Here is a 21973-nt window from a genome sequence, read left to right on the forward strand (position 1 = left end):
AAAATCAATTTAAAGGATTATGTCTCATATATACGACGCTCCCATTAGAAAACCTTTAGTTATAGGTGATAAAACTTATCACGACGTAACAGTAGATGTAGCTGCGCCTGTTGAAGGTAAAGCAAACAAACATTGGTGGATTGTATTTTCAATCGCATTAGCCGCTTTCCTTTGGGGAATTGGTTGTATCATATACACCGTATCTACAGGAATTGGAACATGGGGATTAAATAAAACAGTTGGTTGGGCATGGGATATCACAAACTTCGTTTGGTGGGTTGGTATTGGTCATGCAGGAACATTAATTTCGGCAGTATTGTTATTATTCCGTCAGAGATGGAGAATGGCAATTAACCGATCTGCAGAAGCAATGACAATTTTCTCAGTTGTGCAAGCAGGTTTGTTCCCAATTATTCACATGGGTCGTCCATGGTTAGCATTTTGGGTACTTCCAATTCCGAATCAATTCGGATCTTTATGGGTGAATTTTAACTCACCTTTATTATGGGATGTATTTGCAATTTCTACTTATTTGTCAGTTTCATTAGTTTTCTGGTGGACTGGTTTATTACCTGATTTTGCGATGCTAAGAGATAGAGCAATCACTCCTTTTAATAAAAGAGTCTACTCAATATTAAGTTTTGGATGGAGCGGTAGAGCAAAGGATTGGCAACGTTTTGAAGAAGTATCTTTGGTACTTGCAGGATTAGCTACTCCACTGGTACTTTCTGTACATACTATTGTATCAATGGACTTTGCTACCTCGGTAATACCTGGATGGCATACTACCATATTTCCTCCATACTTTGTTGCAGGTGCGGTTTTCTCAGGATTTGCGATGGTAAACACATTGCTTATTATAATGAGAAAAGTTTCTAACTTAGAAGCTTATATTACTATTCAGCATATCGAATTGATGAATATTGTAATCATGATTACAGGATCTATAGTTGGTGTTGCTTATATTACTGAGCTTTTTATGGCTTGGTATTCTGGAGTAGAGTATGAACAATATGCTTTCTTAAATAGAGCTACTGGACCTTACTGGTGGGCTTATTGGTCGATGATGACTTGTAATGTTTTTTCACCTCAGTTCATGTGGTTTAAAAAATTAAGAACAAGTATTATGTTTTCATTTATTATGTCGATTGTCGTAAACATCGGTATGTGGTTTGAAAGATTTGTAATTATTGTTACTTCACTACACAGAGATTATTTGCCATCTTCGTGGACAATGTTTTCACCAACATTTGTTGATATTGGAATTTTCATAGGAACAATAGGATTCTTCTTTGTTTTGTTTTTATTATATGCAAGAACTTTCCCAGTGATCGCACAAGCAGAGGTTAAAACAATTTTGAAAGCAACAGGAGATAATTATATTAGAGAAAGAGCAGCTAATAAAGATTTACATCATGAGTAATAAAGTAATTTACGCCATTTATAATGACGATGATATATTGATGGATGCGGTTAAAAAAACCAGAGCAGCCCATCATCATATTGAGGAAGTTTTTTCTCCATTCCCGGTACACGGTTTGGATAAAGCGATGGGTCTTGCGCCTACTAGATTAGCTATATGTGCATTCTTATACGGTTGTGTAGGGATATCAGTTGCAACAGCTATGATGAATTTTATAATGATTCAGGATTGGCCACAAGATATTGGTGGTAAACCAAGTTTCAGTTATATTCAAAATATGCCTGCTTTTGTGCCAATTATGTTTGAAATGACCGTATTTTTTGCGGCTCATTTAATGGTGGTAACTTTTTATATGAGAAGTAAATTGTGGCCATTCAAGCAAGCAGAGAATCCTGATGTAAGAACAACAGATGATCACTTCCTAATGGAAGTGTCCGTTAACAATAATGAAGAAGAATTAGTTTCTTTTTTAAATACTACGGGAGCTGTAGAAGTTAAAGTAATAGAAAAGCATTAATTTAGATATGAAAAGGGTATATAAAATAACACTATTATTTGGCATCACTATTTTGGTGGCATCTTGTCATAATAATTCAGCACCGAACTACCAATACTTTCCTAACATGTATGAGTCAGTGGGCTATGAAACATATTCAGAGTCTAGTGCTTTTGCTAATGGAAAAGAAGGTCAGCTTCCTGCAACTGGAACTATAAATAGAGGTTTTGAACCTTATGATTATGAAAATACACCAGAAGGCTATGATTTAGCCAAGGCAAATCTTAAGTCACCACTAGATTCTATAGATAGAGGTTCAGACAAAGGGAAAGAGCTTTTTGAAATCTATTGTATTAGTTGTCATGGGGCTGCTGGGGACGGTAAAGGTAAATTAGTCGAAAGAGAAAAGTTCCTTGGTGTACCGAGTTATAAGGACAGAGTTATCACTGAAGGAAGTGTTTTTCACGTTGTAACTTATGGTTTAAATGCAATGGGTTCTCATGCAAATCAATTAAGTGTCCATGAACGTTGGTTAGTTGCTGACTATGTTCTAAAACTAAAAAGCCAATTATAATTGTTGAACAAACTGATCGTAAAAGATATGTATACATTTTCAAGTAAATTAAAAACTTTCTCTATCATCTTAATGGCCGTAGGTCTATTAGGAATAGGATATGGTTTTTTAACTGCACCAAAAGATATTCACGAAGTTGAAACCATTCTCGCTTCTGAAAGCCATGAAGGACATGGTGAGGTTAAACATGAGACTTCTGAAGTTGCTGGCGAAAGTCATGCTGCTGCAGAAAATCATAACGAAGTAAAGGATGCTTCGGAACATAATGAGCATTTAACACATGTCTTACATCAATTGCAAAATAAGCCTTGGGCCGCATTGTATGTTGCTTGTATTTTCTTTTTGCTTGTAACAATGGGGGTTCTTGCTTTCTATGCAATTCAGCAAGTTGCATCGGCAGGCTGGTCACCAGTATTGTTTAGAGTTATGCAGGGAATTACTGCTTATTTACCATGGGGTTCTGTAATATTCTTTGTTATTTTAGTATTGTGTGGATTGCATTTTAATCATATGTTTATATGGTTAGATCCGGAAGTAGTTGCTCATGATAAGCTTATTGCTGGTAAATCAGGTTACTTAAACTTTCCTTTTTGGATTGTTAGAGCTGGTATATTTTTAATAGGATGGAATGTATACAGGTACTATTCGGCTAAAAACTGTTTAGCACAGGATGAGTCTAAAGATGATAGTTTTTACAAAAAGAATTTCAATATATCAGCGATGTTTTTGGTTTTCTTTATAGTATCAGAATCTATTATGTCATGGGATTGGATTTTGTCTATTGACCCACATTGGTTTAGTACTTTATTCGGATGGTATGTATTTGCAAGTTTCTTTGTAAGTGGTATTACAACAATATGTATGGTTACTTTATATTTGAAATCGAAAGGATATCTAGAGCATGTTAATACAAGTCATATACATGATTTAGCTAAATTTATGTTCGGATTTAGTGTTTTCTGGACGTACCTTTGGTTCTCACAATTCATGTTAATTTGGTATGCAAATATTCCTGAAGAGATTACATATTTCATCACAAGAATTCAATTGTATAATTTACCGTTCTTTGGAGCCGTTGTTATGAACTTTCTTTTTCCAATATTAATATTAATTAACACTGATTTCAAAAGAATCTCTTGGGTACTTGTTATGGCAGGTACAGTAATATTAGCGGGTCATTATATTGATTTCTTCAATATGATTATGCCAGGTACAGTTGGAGACAGATGGTTTATTGGAGTTTCAGAAATTGCATCAGTTCTTTTCTTTTTAGGATTGTTTATTTATACTGTTTTCACAGCATTAAGCAAATCTCCTTTATTGCCAAAAAGAAATCCTTTTATAGAAGAGAGTAAACATTTTCATTATTAATATTTAAAGAAGTAAACAGATGACAAGTTTGTTGGTAATTATAGTTTTAGTTTTATTAGCTGTTGCTCTATGGCAATTGACTAAAATATTCGACCTTACTCAGGTAGGTTCTGATACGGACAGTTCGCAAGTAGCTTCCGATAATGATAATAATATACAAGGATATTTAATGTTTGGCTTTTTAGCCTTTATATATATATTTTCAATATATGGATTGTTTACATGGGGACCTCTTGTTCTTCATACACCGGCTTCAGCTCATGGAGCTCAGGTAGATAATCTAATGAACATTACTTGGATTCTTATTTTTATCGTTCAAGCGATTACTCAAGTGTTATTGCATTACTTTGCTTTTAAATACAGAGGTAAAAAAGGTCAAAAGGCATTGTATTTTGCAGATAATAATAAATTAGAGGCAATTTGGAGTGTTATTCCGGCTATTGTGTTGGCTGGTTTGATTCTTTACGGCTTATATGCATGGACAAATATTATGTTCATTGATGATGAGGAAGATACTGTGGTTGTTGAACTTTATGCTCAACAATTTAAATGGACGGCAAGGGTTGCTGGAGAAGATAATGTTCTTGGAAAAGCAAATGTAAGATATATCGAGGGTGTGAATACGCTTGGTGTTGATATGGCAGATGCCTATGCGCAAGATGATATAGTTGTTTCTGAGCTTCATATTCCAAAAGGTAAAAAGATACATTTTAAGATGAGATCTCAAGATGTTTTGCACTCTGCTTATATGCCTTATTTTAGAGCGCAAATGAACTGTGTTCCTGGAATGGTTACTGAATTTGCTTTTGAGCCAATTTACACCACAGCTGAATATAGAGAGTTGCCGTATATGATTGAGAAAGTATCTAATATCAATGCAATAAGATCTAAGAAAAGTGTTGCTCTAGTAGCTAAAGGGGACGCCGCTCTTGATCCTTACGCTTTTGATTATTTGCTTCTTTGTAACAAAATATGTGGTGCATCACATTATAACATGCAAATGAAAATTGTAGTAGATACACCAGAAGATTACAAGAAATGGTTATCAGAGCAAGTGAATTTAGCGCAACAAGTTAAAGAAGCAAACGCTCCTGCAGCGGTTGAAGGAGCAGATGCTCCTGTCAAAGCAAATGATACAGCAGCTGTTGCTAAAATAGCGATGAAATAATTATTAAGAAAATTTAAAGTAAACATATATGTCAGCAGAAGGTCACGATCACGGACACGATCACGAACACGAACACCATCATAAAGATACTTTCATTACTAAATATATCTTTAGTATTGATCATAAAATGATTGCTAAGCAATATTTGATTACAGGTATTGTAATGGGAATTATTGGTGTTGGAATGTCTATGCTTTTCAGAATGCAATTGGCATGGCCAGAAGAGTCTTTTAGAATATTTAATATATTGTTGGGTGACAAATGGGCGCCTAACGGGGTTATGACAAATGATATTTATTTATCATTAGTTACTATTCACGGTACTATCATGGTTTTCTTTGTATTGACCGCGGCTTTAAGTGGAACATTTAGTAATTTATTGATCCCACTTCAAATTGGTGCTAGGGATATGGCTTCTGGTTTTATGAATATGATCTCATATTGGTTATTCTTTTTATCAAGTGTAATCATGATAAGTTCACTGTTTGTAGAGTCTGGACCAGCAAATTCGGGTTGGACTATTTATCCTCCATTAAGTGCTTTACCTCAGGCGATTTCAGGTTCGGGGTTAGGGATGACTTTATGGCTTACTTCTATGGCAATCTTTATTGCTTCTTCATTAATGGGGTCGCTAAATTACATTGTGACTGTAATTAACTTAAGAACAAAAGGGATGTCAATGACTAGATTGCCTTTAACAATTTGGGCTTTCTTTGTAACAGCAATTATTGGAGTTGTTTCATTTCCAGTTTTGTTATCTGCAGCTTTGCTGTTGATCTTTGATAGAAGTTTTGGTACTTCTTTCTTCTTGTCTGATATTTATATTGCAGGAGAGGTTTTACATTACCAAGGTGGTTCACCAGTTTTGTTCGAGCACTTATTTTGGTTCTTAGGGCATCCTGAAGTGTATATCGTTCTTTTACCTGCGTTAGGTATAACATCTGAAGTTATTGCTACTAATTCGCGTAAGCCTATTTTTGGATACAGAGCAATGATTATGTCTATAATTGCAATTGCATTTTTATCAACTATTGTTTGGGGTCACCACATGTTTATCTCGGGAATGAATCCATTCCTAGGTTCAGTGTTTACTTTTACTACATTGTTGATCGCAATTCCATCGGCCGTAAAAGCATTTAATTATATTACAACACTATGGAAAGGTAACTTACAGTTGAATCCAGCTATGTTGTTTTCTATAGGTTTAGTTTCTACGTTCATTACTGGTGGTTTAACAGGGATCATTCTTGGAGATAGCACATTAGACATTAATGTTCACGATACTTATTTTGTTGTAGCTCACTTTCACTTAGTAATGGGTATCTCTGCGCTGTACGGTATGTTTGCTGGTATATACCATTGGTTTCCAAAAATGTTTGGAAGAATGTTGAATAAGAACTTAGGTTATGTTCACTTTTGGGTTACTGCAGTGTGTGCTTACGGTGTATTCTTCCCGATGCACTTTATTGGACTAGCTGGTTTACCAAGACGTTATTACACAAATACAAACTTCCCTTTATTTGATGATTTGCAAAACGTAAATGTACTTATAACTACATTTGCTTTAATTGGTGGTGTTTTTCAATTAGTATTTTTATACAATTTCTTTCATAGTATTTTCTACGGACAAAAAGCAGTACAAAATCCTTGGAAATCGAATACACTAGAATGGACTACTCCAGTGGAACATATTCATGGTAACTGGCCGGGGGAAATTCCAGAAGTTCATAGATGGCCTTATGATTATAGCAATCCAGGTCATGATGAGGATTTCGTTCCTCAAACTGTACCTATGAAGCCTGGTGAAGAAGTTTTACATCACTAGATTTAAAAAATATTTTAAATGCCTTTCTAATTTGAAAGGCATTTTTTTTTAGTTATAACTTTGTCATATCTTTGTTACATGAATGAAAATTTAGATCCCACAACGAACGGATATAATTCCGAAGAATTTGATCTTGAGAAAAAATTAAGACCATTATCATTTGATGATTTTGCTGGTCAAGATCAGATATTAGAAAATCTGAAAGTTTTTGTGGAAGCAGCCAATCAAAGGAATGAGGCTTTAGATCACACCCTTTTTCATGGTCCACCTGGCTTGGGTAAAACTACGTTGGCAAATATATTAGCTAATGAGTTGCAAGTTGGAATTAAAATTACTTCGGGTCCTGTTTTGGACAAACCTGGTGATTTAGCGGGTCTACTAACTAATCTCGAGGAAAGGGATGTCTTATTTATAGATGAAATCCATCGTTTAAGTCCAATTGTTGAAGAATATCTGTATTCTGCAATGGAAGACTTCAAGATTGATATAATGATCGAATCAGGTCCAAATGCGCGTACTGTTCAGATTAATTTGAATCCATTTACTCTGATTGGAGCAACGACTCGTTCTGGTCTGTTAACGGCTCCTATGAGGGCTCGTTTTGGAATTTCATCAAGACTACAATATTATAGTGCTGAACTATTGACAACAATAGTGGAACGCAGTGCAGCCATTTTAAAAATGCCAATTTCTATGGAAGCAGCTATAGAAATTGCTGGTAGAAGTAGAGGGACGCCTCGTATAGCAAATGCTTTGTTGCGTCGTGTGCGTGATTTTGCGCAGATAAAAGGGAATGGTACAATTGATATTGAAATAGCAAAGTATGCTTTAAAAGCGTTAAATGTTGATGCGCATGGACTGGATGAAATGGACAATAAGATTTTGACCACCATTATCGATAAATTCAAAGGTGGTCCGGTAGGACTGTCTACTTTGGCAACCGCTGTTTCTGAAAGTAGTGAAACAGTTGAAGAAGTATATGAGCCTTTCTTGATTCAGGAGGGGTTCATAATGAGAACGCCTAGAGGGCGGGAAGTGACAGATAAAGCATACAAGCATTTAGGTAGGGTTAGAACGAATATTCAGGGCGGATTGTTTTAGTTGTAGAAAAGTATTGCTACTATTCGTTGTATTCTGTTGATGGTATATATTGCAGCTGCCTAAAAGGATTCTTGTGCTGGAAGGACTATTTAAAACCCTTTAAAAATTGAATTATTACAAAAACTAATTATACAGAGTTCATTAAATCCGAAGCGAAACGTCTCGGATTTTTAACTTGTGGTATATCTAAGGCTGGTTTTCTAGAACAAGATGCGCCACGACTTGAAGATTGGCTGAACAAAAATAGTCATGGGCAAATGACGTATATGGAGAATAATTTTGACAAACGATTGAATCCAACATTACTTGTCGATGATGCCAAAAGTGTGGTTTCACTTTTATTAAATTACTATCCTGAACAATTTCAGAATCCTGATTCCTATAAAGTTTCCAAGTATGCCTACGGACAAGATTATCATTCGGTAATAAAAGATAAGTTGAAAGAACTACTTTTTTCTATTCAATCTACTATTGGAGAAGTTTCAGGTAGAGCCTTTGTTGATTCCGCACCTATTTTAGATAAGGCTTGGGCAGCTAAAAGCGGTTTAGGCTGGATAGGAAAGAACAGTAATTTATTGACTCAGAAAGTAGGCTCGTTTTACTTCATCGCGGAACTCATAATTGACCTAGAGTTAGATTATGACCACGCTACAACAGATCATTGCGGGAGTTGTACAGCCTGTCTTGATGCCTGTCCTACAGAAGCTATAGTGGCCCCTTACGTTGTAGATGGAAGTAAATGTATTTCCTATTTTACAATTGAGCTTAAAGAAAATGTACCATTAGAAATGAAAGGTAAATTTGATGAATGGGCGTTTGGCTGTGATATTTGTCAAGACGTTTGCCCTTGGAACAAATTTTCAAAAGCACATAATGAGCCGCTATTTAGCCCGAATGCCGATTTTCTATCAATGTCGAAAAAAGATTGGGAAGAAATTACTGAAGAAACCTTTAAAGCAGTCTTTAAAAACTCACCTTTAAAAAGAACAAAATTTCAAGGTCTTACACGTAATATTGAATTTTTAAAACAGTGATTTATTTTCAGGGAGTGTAATTGAATTACTATCTGTGAAGAGTTTTTTAATTCCTTCTCATGGATGATTCTCTAATTATTGTGCTGGTTTCCAACTCAATAGTTCTGGGAGTGAATGGAGTTCCTTCTTTATGGCAATTCATTTCTTCCAACAATAAATTAAATGCTTTTACACCCATTAAATGACTTGGTTGGTCAACAGTACTCAATTTTGGAGTCAGTACTTGTGACATAAACCAATTACTAAAACCAATTACTGCCACTTGTTCAGGGATTTTCACATTGTTATCGTTAAAATACGATAGTACGCCTACGGCAACTAAATCGGTAATAGCAAATATGCCATCGACATCAGGATGCTCCTCTAAAATTTGTTTTGCAAAATCGATTCCTTCTTGAAAAGTCACGTTTTCGCAGGTGTAAACTAGCTTTGAATCAAAAGGGATGTTGTTTTTTTCTAGTGCTTTTTTATATCCAATAAAACGATCAATTGCGTTTTGAGGATTTAATGGGCCACGGATATGAGCTATTTTTTTGCAACCGCTATCAATTAAGTGTTGAACAGCACTTAATGCTGCTTTTTGATCATCAATAATTACCTTAGAGCATTTTGAAAGTTTTGAAATTTTATCAAACATGACAAAGGGTATATTTCGATCAATTATTTCCCTTATGTGTTCGTCGTTATTTGATTCATTCGAGAGTGACATTAGAATTCCATCGACTCTTTTATTAATCAGCAATTCTACTTGTTTTTTCTCAAGTGCTAATGTTTCATTCGACTGTAAAATAATAACCAAGTATTCGTTTTTTTCTGCTTCATCAATAATTGCATTGATAATATTCGAAAAAAAGTGATGCATTACTTCTGGGATTATTAAACCTATCGTTTTAGATTCTCTTGTTCTTAAGTTAACTGCAAAACTATTTGGGGTATAATGTAATTTTTGCGCAAGTTCCACAACTGCTTTTTTAGTTTTCTCACTTACATCTGGATAGTTCTTTAATGCTTTAGAAACGGTTGTTATTGAAACGCCTAGTTTAGCGGCAATTTCTTTAAGAGTGATGTCTTTCATGAACTAAATTTCTAATAGTTTAATGGTATAAAGTATATTTTGTTTTAATTTTCGATTTTTATCTAAAATTATTTAAAACATGATTTTTTGATGTGATTTTCCTTACCAAGGTATTAATTTTAATCTAAGATTTATGTTAAATTAATTAAATAAATTTGGCGTAGTATAAAGTACGGTGATTTTTAATCGTTATTTTAAGACTGGTACTTTTTGAAAGGATGTTCTAGGTTTTGATTTGATATTTAATCAATCATAGGGTATTACGCAGATCCTCGTTCAATTATACTTGTTGCTAATTCTATTGATTGAAATTGAATTGGATTGTCGGTCTTTTTTAGTTCAATTTCATCAAATAAAATAGAAGCGGCTTTTTTTCCTATTTCGTATCCAGGTTGATCAATTGTAGTAAGTTTTGGAGTAATAATTTCAGACATAAAGGAGTTACAAAAACCAAAGACTGCTATCTGTTCTGGCATTTTTATTTTTATGTCATTTAAATATTTTATTATACCAATTGCTACTAAATCTGTGATAGCAAAAATAGCGTCTAAATCAGGATGTTCAGCTACTGCTTTTTGTGCATTTTCATAACCATCTTCAAAATCAGTGTTATTATCGCAAATATATACTAAGGACGAATCATAGATAATATTGTTATCTTCAAGTGCTTTTTTGTACCCTAAAAAACGATCAATTGAATTTTGAGGCATAAATGAGCCACGGAAATGCGCAATCTTCTTATGTCCTTTTTTAATAAGATAGGTCACTGCGTCATAAGCCGCTTTTTTGTCATTGATTGCCACTTTTGAGCAGTTAACTAGTTTCGCAATTTTATCAAAAAGAACTAGTGGTGTTTTGTTAGTTATTATATTTTTTATGTGATCGAAGTCTCCAGTTTCGTTAGAGAGCGACATTAGAATTCCATCTACTCGTTTATTTAGCAAAAGTTCAATCTGCTTTTTTTCTATGTCTAATTTTTCATTAGATCTCAAAATGATAACAAGATATTTTCTTTTTTCAGCCTCTGCCAGAACACCTTCAAATACTTTCGAAAAAAAATTATAATCGACAGTGGGAACGATCAGACCAACTGTTTTAGACTGCTTTGTTCTCAGGTTTACGGCAAAGCTGTTTGGGGTGTAATTTAATTTATTAGCTAAATCAACGATTTTTTTTTTAGTTTTTGGGCTTACATCAGGGTAGTCTTTTAGCGCCTTTGAAACAGTTGTAATAGAAACTCCTAATTGATCTGCAATTTGTTTAAGCGTAGCGTCTTTCATGTATGTACCCCTGATTTAATAAAAATAATAACAGATTATTTACAACAAACTTACAATTTTATTAATTGAAATTCATTTTAAATAATCTGTTTACATGGTAAGTGGGGAGTTCAATGGATAAGTAATCAACATTAATGTTTTTTGAAAAATTATTCGAATTTAATAATCACGGATTCATAGGGACGTAGCTGATTATTTTTAACTGGTGTGGAATCATTATAATTATTCAATATTACTTCATGTTTTTCCAATTTGAATTTTAAATTGTAGGTAGCAGTGTCATTAGTGAAATTTAATAATACTAAAAGTTTTTTTCCATTTAGCTCTCTCATATAGGCATACACGTTTGGGTTTTCTTTGTCTAGCAATGTATATGTTCCATAAACAAATGCCGGATTATCCTTTCTAGTTTGGACTAGTTTTCTGAAGTAGTTTAAAACTGATTTCGGGTCTTTTTCTTGTGCTTCAGCATTTATGGTTTTAAAATTTTGATTGACTTTTAACCAAGAATCCCCTGTAGTAAAACCTGCATTTTTGTTGGCATCCCATTGAAAAGGAGTGCGCCCATTTTCCCTTGCGATTTGTTTTTGTTCTTCTAAGAAAGCATTTAGATCTCCCCCTTTATTTTTTATATTGGTGTATTTATTACGAGTTTCTACGTCGTGGTATTCTTCTATCGTTTCAAACCTAGGATTCATCATACCGAGTTCATCGCCTTGATAATAAAAAGGAGTTCCTCGCATAGTCAAAATAAAAGTTGAAAGCATTTTTGAAGATATTTCTCGAAACTCAGGAGAATCATTACCAAACTTACTTACCATTCTCGGTTGGTCATGATTCGCAAGAAAGATGGCCAACCATCCTTTGTCTTTGAACACAGTATCATAGTTTGAAAACATGTTTTTGTATTTTACAAGGCCAAAATCATGTAAATGCTTTCCGATTTCAACACTTTCAAAATGATAGGCTATGTCTAGTTCTTTGCGCTCTGGATCAACGAATTTCATGGCCTCAATAGGAGTACTTCCGGCTCCTTCAGCGACGGTCATTAAATTGTATTTGCTCAAAACCTCGCTGTTCATTTCTTGAATATATTCATGTAAATGAGGGCCATTACCATAAAACTTGATAATTTCTACAGGCTTATTCACTATTTCTATAGGTAGTTCAGGATAGCTATTGTCTTTTGATATAAACTGAAAAGCATCCATTCTAAAGCCATCTATTCCTTTGTCAAGCCAAAACCTCATGATATCGTGAACTTCATTTCTTAGTCTAGGGTTTTCCCAATTCAAGTCAGGTTGTTTTTCGGAAAAATAGTGTAGATAATAGGAATCTGTTGTCGCGTCGTACTTCCAGGCATTACTATTTATGTCAAACCAGCTCCATCTATAAGACGGTTTTCCTTTTTCGGCTGGCCACCAATGGTAATAGTCCCGATATTTATTATCTCTAGAACTTCTGGATTGTTTAAACCATTCATGCTCATCGCTACTGTGATTGACCACTAAGTCCATGATTAATTTAATTCCTCGTTTATGCATCTCTGCCAATAAAAGATCAAAATCTGACATGGTTCCAAAATCTGACATGATTTCGCGATAATTACTGATGTCATACCCATTGTCATCATTTGGAGAAGCATAAATAGGGTTGAGCCAAACGGCATCTATTCCCAGGCTTTTTATATAATTAAGTTTAGAGATAATCCCTTTTAGATCTCCTACGCCATCACCGTTGCTATCCTTGAAACTTCTTGGGTATATTTGGTAAACAATAGCTTCTTTCCACCATTTTGGATCTTTACCAGCGATTATAATATTTTGATCAAATTGCTCTTTTATAGTCATGCTTTAGTAGAATGTTTTAGTTTGAAAAATTGATAATGTTTTACAATTGCTTAGATTGGATTCATGAATTTAATCACTTTTGAATTAGAAATTTTAGGGTTGGCGCCTTCTTTTTCCGCGACAAGAGCACCTAGAGCACAAGCAAAGTCGATTGCGTTCTGGGGGTCATTTTCGGTTAATAATTTACTGATTAATCCTGCCAGAAAAGAATCTCCAGCACCTACAGTGTCAGCAACTTTTACTTGATAACCACTATTGTAATAAAACTTTTCGTTATAATATAATACAGCCCCATGGTTGCCTAATGTTACGCAAATACGATTTGTATTTGTCGATTCGGCTATATAAACGATGTTTTGCCTTAATGAATGGTATGGCGAATTTAGAAATTTACTTATTTCGTATAACTCTTCGTCATTAAATTTTATTAAATCAGATTGCATCATCAAGTTAATAAGAATTTTTTTCTTGTAAAATGGGGCTCTTAGATTAACATCAAAGACTTTGTACTTAGCATAGCCTATTAACTCTACTAGAGTTTCAAACGAAGTTTTGTCTCTGCAAACAAGACTGTCATAAATAAAGGCATCTGCTTTTTTTGCTATATTTTCTATTTCTGGATTGCATTGTATTTTATCCCAAGGTGCTGGGTAATTTATGGTGTAGGATGCTGAACCTTCACTGTTTAAGTGTACTATAACTTCGCCCGTTTTATAAGTAGAATCTACTTGAATATGAGTGGTGTTTACTTTGTTTTTCTTAATATAAGATAGCAGCTCTTTTCCAATGTCATCATTCCCAATACGACTTATTATAGAAGTGCTAATACCCAATGAGGCAAGACGCAAAGCTACATTTAATGGTGCTCCTCCAATTTTCTTGTGCGCTGGAAAAACATCGTACAGTACCTCTCCAAAACAGACAACAGTAGGTTTTTGTAAATTATTTTCCATTGTTTAGCAGTTTGTTTTCTAAATTTTCAAGCTTTAAGCCTTTGTTTCCGGACATCACGAATACGGCAAAGATCAATTGTAAGACGATTATAAAAGTAAAGTGGGCAAATATGGGTAAAAGATTTACTTTGAATAAATCGATCACAACAGGAGCTGTCAAAGTAATCAAAGTGGCGAAGATGTAATGGATTCCTGTGCGAAATGATTGTCCGTTTGCTCTAATATTATGTGGTAATATTTCGGAGATGTATGTAAGCGCTGCAACAGCTGAAACTCCTAAACCAATACCTTCAACAAATCTAAAAAATGAGAAAAAGTAGGGATTCGATGCTGGCACAGAACCTACTGCCGGTACCAAAAATAACATTCCAATCCAGAATAAAGGCTTAGTAAGCCACAGTTCTTTTATAGGTAAGTTTGTTCTAGAGATGACAAAAGCTTCAAAACCAAATAAAAATCCGGCTAGCGCTAAGGTAAGAGGCGAGTTTCTAACTTTATTCATTATTTTGGTTGTTAGTTTAGTTTAACTTTTATTCCAAATGCCTTTTATATAACTTAAGGAGAATGCTTTGACTTCTTGATTTTCATTTGATAGCATAGTCAATATTGTATAAGGTTTGTTTGGAAAAATTTGTTCAGTGAAACTATATATTCCACCATCTAAAAAGATTTCGATTGATGACCAGTCCATAATGATTTGGTAATTGATGGTATTCGAAACGATATTAGGTACTGCTGTTTTATGAATTTGTTTACCAAAACTTTCTTCAAAGTTCACTATGCCAGAATGGCGTCTGTCAATAGAAAATGTTTTTTGTTTTGCATTGTATTCTATGGTTAAAGAGTCCTTTGCTTCATTTGAAAAAATGAGCTTTAAATCTTTATCCTCTGTAGTAAAGTCAATTTCTGATTGGTTGAAGTTGGGATAATTAAGTTCAACTTTTTTATTTGGTTTTAAGGTGATATTTTTATGTGAATACTCCTGTTTTAATTGACTTTTTAGTTGGTTGACAGCGGTACTTTTTAATACATAATCATTATTTATTTTTACAAGTGAGAGTTCTCTTGGAAGAGTCATAGCGCTTCGCCAAGTTTTAGTTGGAGTATCTCGTGCGTAAATCCAGTTGCTCATCCAGCCAATAAAAATGCGTTTATTGTCAGGGGTATTGTTATAAGTGACTCCAGCATAATTGTCCGCGCCATTATCAATCCATTTTATGTCTTTTTGATTAGTTTTGAAATTTTCTCCATCAAATTCCCCTATAAAATACTGGGTGCCCGAGCCACCATTTGGTGAGCCAGGGTTGATGCTTATAAGTAATACCCATTTCTCTTCTTGGGAGTCGGCTACTTGTAGTTTAAAAAGGTCGGGGCATTCCCAAACTCCTCCATGAGCTCCTGTATTTTGACCAAAGTCACTTTGAAATTCCCAGTTAATTAAGTTTTCAGAAGTAAAAAATTGGGCATGATTTCCCGCAACTAATACTAAATTCCAAAGATTTGTTTCAGGATTCCAAAATACTTTAGGATCTCTAAAATCTTTTTGGGCACTGTTTTTTATAATTGGATTTCCATTGTACTTCTGCCATGTGTCACCCTCATCTAAACTATAAGCTAGGCCTTGTGTTTGAAAATCTTTTCTTCCAGATTTTTCACCATCCATATTATGGTAAGTAAAAACAGCAACCATTGGCGGATTTTCAAGTGTTCCTAAACCTGAAGTGTTTTTTATATCGACAACAGCACTTCCTGAAAAAATAAGTCCAAGTTTGTCTGGAAATAATGCTATTTTTTTATGTTCCCAATTAATTAAATCTTTACTGCTAGCATGTCCCCAATGCATAGGTCCCCAAACTATATCCTCTGGGTAATATTGATAAAATAAATGGTAGACTCCTTTATAGTATACCATCCCATTCGGATCATTCATCCATTTTTTTTCAGGAGAAAAATGAAATTGAGGACGAAAGGGCTCTTTGTAGATTTTTGACGAATCAATAACTATTTTTTCATGAGAGTTGATGGTTATAGCAATGTGTTCTGATTTCGTAGTACAAGAAGTGAATGTTAATACAATGGATATTATGCTTAAAAACAATATTTTATTTAATTTTATGCGCATAAAATTATGATTTTAATTTTTTTAGGTATAAAATTAAAAATCATTTTGAATTAATTGCATTTGAAATTAACGATAACGTTTTCGAAACCGCGAAAACGTTTTCGATTTGGATTTGTAAGTAATAAAACAACTTTTATCTTATTATTTATCTAAGTTTGAAATATTTTTAAATTGAAATATTATGAATGTAAACATTAAGTACTTACTATTACTAATTGTCAGTCCGGTTGTTTTTGGACAAGCAAAAGCAGACGAATGGCATTTATCGGCTAACTCGAGAGATAATTATTATGGAGTGGCTATGGCAAACGGTCAAATAGGAATTGTTACAGATGACACGCCGTTAAAAACCAAGGAGATTATTCTAAACGGTGTATACGAAGCTAGTCCTGAAAATGGAATCAGCAGAATCGTTAGAGGTATTGAATTTTTGAATCTTCATCTATCAATAAACAATCAAGAGATAAAGTCGGATAATATTGATAATTGGCACCAAATGGTTTCGATGAAGGAGGGAACTAGTACCACATCATTTACTTTTAAAGATTTAGTTTCTGTAGATTATACCATTTTGGCAAATAGAGCAATTCCTTATTCTGCTATGGCAATTGTTGAAATCACTCCTAAAAAAGATATCGAAATAATCGCGAATAATTATATGGTTGTACCAGACGAATTGAAAGAAGCGAAAAGTCAATTCAGAGTGTTGAAAGACAATCAATATATGATGCCGGTTTTTGGGACAACTGCAAAAACATTATTTGGGAAACATCTTGTTTCAGCATCGACAACCTTTCTTTTTGATGGGCAGAGTGAAACTTTGAAGCAAACTGGAAATGAAGTTGGTTTCGCTAAAAAACTACTAAAGGGAAAGAAATATAGATTTGCTATCGCAGGCGGTATATGTACATCGAAAGACTTTACCGATCCTTTAAACGAATCCGAAAGACAACCTATCTATGCGTTGCAAGAAGGAATTGACAACTTGCTTAACCGTCACAAGCAAGCTTGGGCTGAGCTTTGGAAAACTGGTGATATTCAAATCGAAGGGGATCTAGATGCGCAGCAACGCGTACGATTTGCTCTATATAATTTGTATTCTTATATCCGCCCAGAGACCAGACAAAGTATCGCTCCGATGGGTTTATCCTCTCAAGGATACAATGGACATATTTTTTGGGATTCGGAACTTTGGATGTATCCAACACTTTTAGCATTGCAGCCTGATATGGCGAAGTCCACACTGGATTATCGATCTGATCGTTTGCAGAAAGCCAAGCAAAAAGCTACTATTTATGGTTATAAGGGAGCTATGTTTCCCTGGGAGTCGGATGATACAGGGGAAGAAGCTACACCTACCTGGGCTTTGACAGGAATTTTTGAGCAACACATTACGGCAGACGTTTCGATTGCTTTCTGGAACTACTATGCATATACACAAGATAAGGCGTGGCTAAAGAAAGAATGGAATGTTTTGAAAGAGACTGCTGATTTTTGGGTGAGTAGAGTGGTTAAAAATAATGACGGTAGTTACTCTATATTAAATGTAGTAGGAGCGGATGAATATGCACAGCATGTCGATGACAATGCGTTTACAAATGCATCAGCTATTGAAGCTTTAAAGAATACAATTAAAGCGGCTACAATTCTTGGAGAACCAATTGATCCTCGATGGGCAGATGTATCAGATAATTTAGTTATCCATGTCAAAAATGGAATTACTCAAAATTATAAAGGATACGAGGGGCAAATAATCAAGCAAGCGGATGTGAATTTGCTAGCTTATCCTTTAAACGTAATAACCGATAAAAAACAAATCGAAAAGGATTTAGAATATTATGCTGCAAAGATTGATCCTAAAGATGGACCGGCAATGGCATCTGGTGTACTATCTGTTTTATATGCGCGCTTAGGTAATAGAGAGAAAGCTTATAGTTATTTTGTAAAATCGTATTTGCCAAACAGCCGACCTCCTTTTGGTGTTTTTTCTGAGTCAGCTAATAGTAATAACCCTTATTTCGCAACAGGTGCTGGAGCCATGCTGCAAGCCGTTATATATGGTTTTGGTGGAGTGGAACAAACGGACATGGGATTGAAATACAATAAAGGACTTTTACCTAAGCAGTGGAAATCCTTAAAAATCATTGGACTGGGAGTTGACAATAAAACAATTACCGTAGAGTAGTATACTGTTTGCATTATTGCAGTATTGACAGCCATAAGTACCTGTATTATGAAAAGTAATAATACGGGTACTTGTGGCTTTTTTATTTTCTATTTTTCAGATTGAGTCAAAAACAAGGTTTCTTTAGAAAATTTTTTAAAATAGGAGGTGATGACTCTGGAGGCTATTGATGAATAATCAAGAAAAGGAAAGAAACGTTAAGTAATTAGCAACGATTTTTACTCTGACAGTCTTTTTTTAGCAAAAACGCAGTCGGTTTTTGCTCTAAAACGGCATAAAATAGTGATATAAGTAAATTTTTATATTTTTTTTATACTTTATATAATAATAGTATTAATTTTTTGGCATATTAATTTTAAAAACGAAAACGTTTTCGGCGTTTCGAAAACGTTATAGTTACTGTGTTTCATAAAGTTTTCATAAAATTTTAACTAAGTTTGATTTCAATTAAACAAAACCATTTAAACAAATTATTAACCAACTTATTTATTACGTATGAAAAATAGTCTAATCAAAGGCTTGATGGTGTTTCTAACGATACTATGTACAAGTTTGACATATTCGCAAGATGTGTCTGGTACAGTATCTGACGCTAGCGGTCCACTTCCAGGGGCTTCAATATTAGTTAAAGGAACAACAATTGGAGCACAAACAGATCTTGATGGAAAGTTTACTATCAGAAATGTTGGAGCAAATGCAGTTTTAGTTTTTAGTTACATTGGTCTTAAAGCTCAAGAAGTAAGTGTAGCAGGAAAAACTTCAGTTAAAGTTATTTTAAAAGAAGACTCAGCTGAATTACAAGAAGTGATCGTTGTGGGTTATGGTACAGTAAAAAAGAAAGATGCTACTGGTGCAGTTGATCAGATTGGAGCAAAAGATTTTGATAATGTATCGTCTCCTTCTCCAGCACAATTATTGAGAGGAAAAGTAGCGGGTGTACAAGTAACACAGTCAAGTGGGGAGCCAGGAGGTGGTGTTTCGGTAAGAGTTCGTGGAAATTCATCTATTCGTTCAGGTAATGGACCTTTATATGTAATTGATGGTGTACCAATGGATGGTGGAAACGTTTCTGCTGGAGGTGGTCTTACTTCAAATACAGGTGCGCAAGATTTAGGAACATCTTCTGCTAGAAACCCATTAAACTTTATCAATCAAAATGATATCGAAAGTATCAGTGTCTTAAAAGATGCTTCTTCTACAGCTATCTATGGATCTCGTGGTGCAAATGGGGTAATTGTTATTACAACTAAAAAAGGAAAGTCAAAAGAACCACAATTAAGTTATAGTTCTTCAGTTACTTTTAGTAAAATGTCAGGAAATTTTGGAGTTATGAGTCCAGAGCAATTCGTTGCTGCAGGTGGTGACGATAAAGGATCAAGAAGTTACGACTGGAAAGATGCAATTTTAAGAAACGGTTTTTCTATGAATCATGATTTATCTTTTTCTAAATCGACTGAAAATTCAAATACAAGAGTCTCTTTGGGTGCATCAAATACAGATGGTATCGTTAAGAACACAGGATTAGATAAATATTCAGCTACTATTTACAATTCAAATGACTTTTTTGGAGGAGCTTTGAAAGTAGAAGAAAGAGTGATGTATGCTTCTTTAAAAGATCAGACTACATTATTGTCTAATTCCGCAGGTTTTATTGGTAGTGCAATTGGGACAGCTTTATATTGGAATCCAACTTTACCAATCTATAAAGCAGATGGTACGTATAATGTAGTAAGTAATACATATTTGAATCCAGTACAGTTATTGAATAGCTATAATGATTATACGAACACAAATAAATTTTTGGGAAGTATCAATACTACTTGGAAAATTAACAGTAAATTAAAATACACTTTCTTATTTGGTGTAGAGAGCTCTACTTCAGCTAGAAAAGTAGAATTACTTCCAACTATTGAAATTTTGAATACTGCACAAGCAGTTGTACCTGGTACAGGAACAGACCCTAACACAAATCCAGCGATTACTAAATTTGGACAAGCGGTAATTAATTCTCAAAATAAATTTAATAAAACTTTTGAGCACACATTGAATTATAATAATGACTTTAGTGATAATTTCAATTTAGATGCTTTAGTAGGTTATTCTTATTATGATTATACTGCTGACGGATTCCAATCTTCTGCAATAGGATTCGATAAGAATCAATCTAACCTAATTGATAATATTGAAGGTGGTTTACAAAATGAATACAGAGTTTCATCTTTTAGAAATAGAACTGAACTTCAATCTTATTTTGCAAGAATTAATGCTACTTTGTATGACAAGTTGATTATTACTGCAACATTACGTTCGGATGGTTCTACAAAATTAGGTGTAAATAATAAATATGATTATTTCCCATCTGCAGGTGTCGCTTATAAAATAGTTGAAAATAAAGACGGGATTGTGAATGATTTTAAAATTAGAGGAAACCTTGGTAAAACAGGGAACCAAGAATTTGCACCTAATTCTGCTATTTCTAGAGGTGCTTATGGACTAAACGGTTCGTTAAATTTAGATAGCAATGCAAATGCTGATTTGAAATGGGAAACTACTAAATCGTATGGTGTAGGAGCAGATTTTGAATTTTTTAATAATAGATTAACAGGTTCTGTTGATTATTTTCAAAGAGATACTAAGGATTTAATTTTCCCAGTTCCCGCTGCTGCAACACAGCCAGGACCAGCATCACCACGTTTCAAAAACTTGCCTGGAAACTTAATTAATAAAGGAGTTGAAGTTGCTTTAAGTTATAAAGTGATTGAAAAAGAAGATTTTAGTTGGGATGTTTCAGGGAATGCTTCATTCTTGAAAAATGAGATGACTAATTTTGCTGGATTTATTTCAACTGGAGGTTTAAATGGTCAAGGTTTGTCAGGTGCATATGCACAGGTAATTACTAATGATAAACCAATTTATTCTTACTATATGTATGAGTGGAGAGGGTATGATTCAACTGGAAATTCTGTATATGCTGATGCAGCAGGGAATGATACAGGTTTAGGTACAGCAGCTAAAAAATTGTTAGATAAACAACCATTACCAAAAATTAACGTTGGTTTCAATACTAACTTTTCTTACAAGAATTTTGACTTAGGTGCTTCTTTCTATGGTGCTTACGGACATTATATCTATAATAACACCACCAATGCTTATTTCTTCAAAGGAGCTTTTTTAGGGGGTAGAAACGTAACTCAAGAAGCGGCTACATCTGAACAAGCGCAAGGAGATCCAAATTCACCTTCGACTAAATACTTAGAAAAAGGAGATTTCTTAAGACTGGGTAACTTGACTTTTGGATACACGGTTAAAGGAGCTATTTTAGATAGATTTAAAATGTCTACAGCGAGATTGTATGTAAACGCTTCTAATTTATTCGTAATTACAAGTTATTCAGGTTCTGATCCTGAAGTAGATACTGATAAAACATTGAATGGTGTTCCTTCTGCTGGTATGGAGTATTTATCATATCCAAGAGATAAAAGTGTATCTGTAGGTCTTAACGTAACATTTTAATTA

Annotated in this window: 16 protein-coding genes; 10 read left to right on the plus strand and 6 right to left on the minus strand. The window is 34.2% G+C overall.

Annotation, left to right across the window (positions count from 1 at the left end; all coding sequences use genetic code 11):
* Positions 1 to 19: 19 nt before the first annotated feature.
* From nrfD to queG, 8 genes are all read left to right on the plus strand, one after another.
* Entirely contained in the window at positions 20 to 1423 is a 1404-nt protein-coding gene (nrfD, locus tag HJ01_RS06165) for an NrfD/PsrC family molybdoenzyme membrane anchor subunit (protein WP_007137467.1), read from the plus strand.
* Positions 1416 to 1940, plus strand: coding sequence for a DUF3341 domain-containing protein (locus tag HJ01_RS06170; RefSeq protein ID WP_007137468.1), 525 nt, complete (start codon positions 1416 to 1418; stop codon positions 1938 to 1940). The genes nrfD and HJ01_RS06170 overlap by 8 nt, the downstream gene beginning before the upstream one ends.
* Positions 1941 to 1947: 7 nt before the next feature.
* Positions 1948 to 2493, plus strand: coding sequence for a c-type cytochrome (locus tag HJ01_RS06175; RefSeq protein ID WP_040473734.1), 546 nt, complete (start codon positions 1948 to 1950; stop codon positions 2491 to 2493).
* A 27-nt stretch (positions 2494 to 2520) separates the two neighbouring features.
* Complete coding sequence (locus tag HJ01_RS06180; protein WP_007137470.1) at positions 2521 to 3864, plus strand: hypothetical protein; 1344 nt, start codon at positions 2521 to 2523, stop codon at positions 3862 to 3864.
* A gap of 19 nt (positions 3865 to 3883) precedes the next feature.
* On the plus strand, positions 3884 to 5032 hold the full coding sequence (locus tag HJ01_RS06185) for a cytochrome c oxidase subunit II (RefSeq protein WP_007137471.1): 1149 nt from the start codon (positions 3884 to 3886) through the stop codon (positions 5030 to 5032).
* Positions 5033 to 5060: 28 nt separating this feature from the next.
* On the plus strand, positions 5061 to 6857 hold the full coding sequence (locus HJ01_RS06190) for a cbb3-type cytochrome c oxidase subunit I (RefSeq protein WP_007137472.1): 1797 nt from the start codon (positions 5061 to 5063) through the stop codon (positions 6855 to 6857).
* A 78-nt stretch (positions 6858 to 6935) separates the two neighbouring features.
* A complete protein-coding gene (gene ruvB / locus HJ01_RS06195; RefSeq protein WP_007137473.1) occupies positions 6936 to 7958 on the plus strand; it encodes a Holliday junction branch migration DNA helicase RuvB in 1023 nt (340 codons plus the stop codon).
* Positions 7959 to 8068: 110 nt separating this feature from the next.
* A complete protein-coding gene (gene queG, locus HJ01_RS06200) occupies positions 8069 to 8992 on the plus strand; it encodes a tRNA epoxyqueuosine(34) reductase QueG (RefSeq protein WP_040473735.1) in 924 nt (307 codons plus the stop codon).
* Positions 8993 to 9038: 46 nt separating this feature from the next.
* On the opposite strand, the gene HJ01_RS06205 is transcribed toward queG, so the two are convergent.
* The 6 genes from HJ01_RS06205 to HJ01_RS06230 form a co-directional block, all read right to left on the minus strand.
* Positions 9039 to 10067, minus strand: a complete 1029-nt coding sequence (locus tag HJ01_RS06205; RefSeq protein ID WP_007137475.1) for a LacI family DNA-binding transcriptional regulator — start codon at positions 10065 to 10067, stop codon at positions 9039 to 9041.
* A 260-nt stretch (positions 10068 to 10327) separates the two neighbouring features.
* Positions 10328 to 11347, minus strand: a complete 1020-nt coding sequence (locus HJ01_RS06210) for a LacI family DNA-binding transcriptional regulator (RefSeq protein WP_007137476.1) — start codon at positions 11345 to 11347, stop codon at positions 10328 to 10330.
* Positions 11348 to 11496: 149 nt separating this feature from the next.
* Positions 11497 to 13197: a glycoside hydrolase family 13 protein gene (locus HJ01_RS06215; protein WP_007137477.1), complete on the minus strand. Its 1701-nt coding sequence runs from the start codon at positions 13195 to 13197 to the stop codon at positions 11497 to 11499.
* A 50-nt stretch (positions 13198 to 13247) separates the two neighbouring features.
* Complete coding sequence (locus tag HJ01_RS06220) at positions 13248 to 14150, minus strand: carbohydrate kinase family protein (RefSeq protein WP_007137478.1); 903 nt, start codon at positions 14148 to 14150, stop codon at positions 13248 to 13250.
* Complete coding sequence (locus HJ01_RS06225; RefSeq protein WP_007137479.1) at positions 14140 to 14652, minus strand: MFS transporter; 513 nt, start codon at positions 14650 to 14652, stop codon at positions 14140 to 14142. The genes HJ01_RS06220 and HJ01_RS06225 overlap by 11 nt, the downstream gene beginning before the upstream one ends.
* Before the next feature lie 21 nt (positions 14653 to 14673).
* Positions 14674 to 16272, minus strand: coding sequence for a glycoside hydrolase family 32 protein (locus HJ01_RS06230; RefSeq protein WP_007137480.1), 1599 nt, complete (start codon positions 16270 to 16272; stop codon positions 14674 to 14676).
* Positions 16273 to 16453: 181 nt separating this feature from the next.
* On the opposite strand from HJ01_RS06230, the gene HJ01_RS06235 reads away from it, so the two are divergent.
* Both HJ01_RS06235 and HJ01_RS06240 read left to right on the plus strand, forming a co-directional pair.
* Entirely contained in the window at positions 16454 to 18457 is a 2004-nt protein-coding gene (locus HJ01_RS06235) for a glycosyl hydrolase family 95 catalytic domain-containing protein (RefSeq protein ID WP_007137481.1), read from the plus strand.
* Between the two features lie 495 nt (positions 18458 to 18952).
* Positions 18953 to 21970 (plus strand): SusC/RagA family TonB-linked outer membrane protein, encoded by a 3018-nt coding sequence (locus HJ01_RS06240; RefSeq protein ID WP_100208535.1) that lies wholly within the window; start codon positions 18953 to 18955, stop codon positions 21968 to 21970.
* Positions 21971 to 21973 lie beyond the last annotated feature (3 nt).

The sequence above is a fragment of the Flavobacterium frigoris PS1 genome, assembly GCF_000252125.1.
Taxonomy (GTDB): domain Bacteria; phylum Bacteroidota; class Bacteroidia; order Flavobacteriales; family Flavobacteriaceae; genus Flavobacterium; species Flavobacterium frigoris_A.